The sequence below is a fragment of the Vibrio sp. 1641 genome (genome assembly GCF_033339995.1).
Classification (GTDB): domain Bacteria; phylum Pseudomonadota; class Gammaproteobacteria; order Enterobacterales; family Vibrionaceae; genus Vibrio; species Vibrio alginolyticus.
In genome coordinates, this window is sequence record NZ_JAWOVP010000433.1 from 1 (window position 1) to 547 (window position 547).

Sequence of the window (547 nt, forward strand, 5' to 3'; positions counted from 1 at the left end):
AGTGTTGGGACGACGCTATACGTTTAAGTAATCAAGAATGCCTTCTGCTGCATTTCGTCCTTCACCAATGGCGGTTACCACTAAATCAGAACCGCGAACTGCGTCTCCCCCAGCGAAGATCTTTTCATTGCTGGTTTGATATTGAAACTCTTGGTTGTTGGGTGCTTTGATTCGTCCCCATTGATCAAGTTCAACATTGAACGGAGTAAGCCAGTTCATTTGATGAGGTTGGAAACCAAATGCCATGATGACAGCATCGGCAGGCAGTACGTGTTCACTTCCTTCCACAGGTTCTGGGCGACGGCGACCTGCGTCATCAGGCTCGCCTAAAGCAGTTTTGACCACTTTCACGCCTGAAACTTTGCCATACGCATCAACCTCAATACCTAAAGGCTGAAGGTTAAACATGAACTTCACGCCCTCTTCTTTGGCATTTTTCACTTCTCGACGGGAGCCTGGCATGTTTTCTTCATCACGACGGTAGGCACAAATCACGTTAGATGCGCCTTGACGGATCGAAGTTCGCACGCAGTCCATCGCGGTATCA

General features: G+C 48.4%; 1 protein-coding gene. It reads right to left on the reverse strand.

The features are described 5' to 3' along the window. Positions 1-15 precede the first annotated feature (15 nt). Positions 16-547, reverse strand: a 532-nt coding sequence (locus R7Z47_RS26400; protein WP_318130970.1) for an FAD-dependent oxidoreductase, incomplete at its 5' end; no start/stop codon positions are given.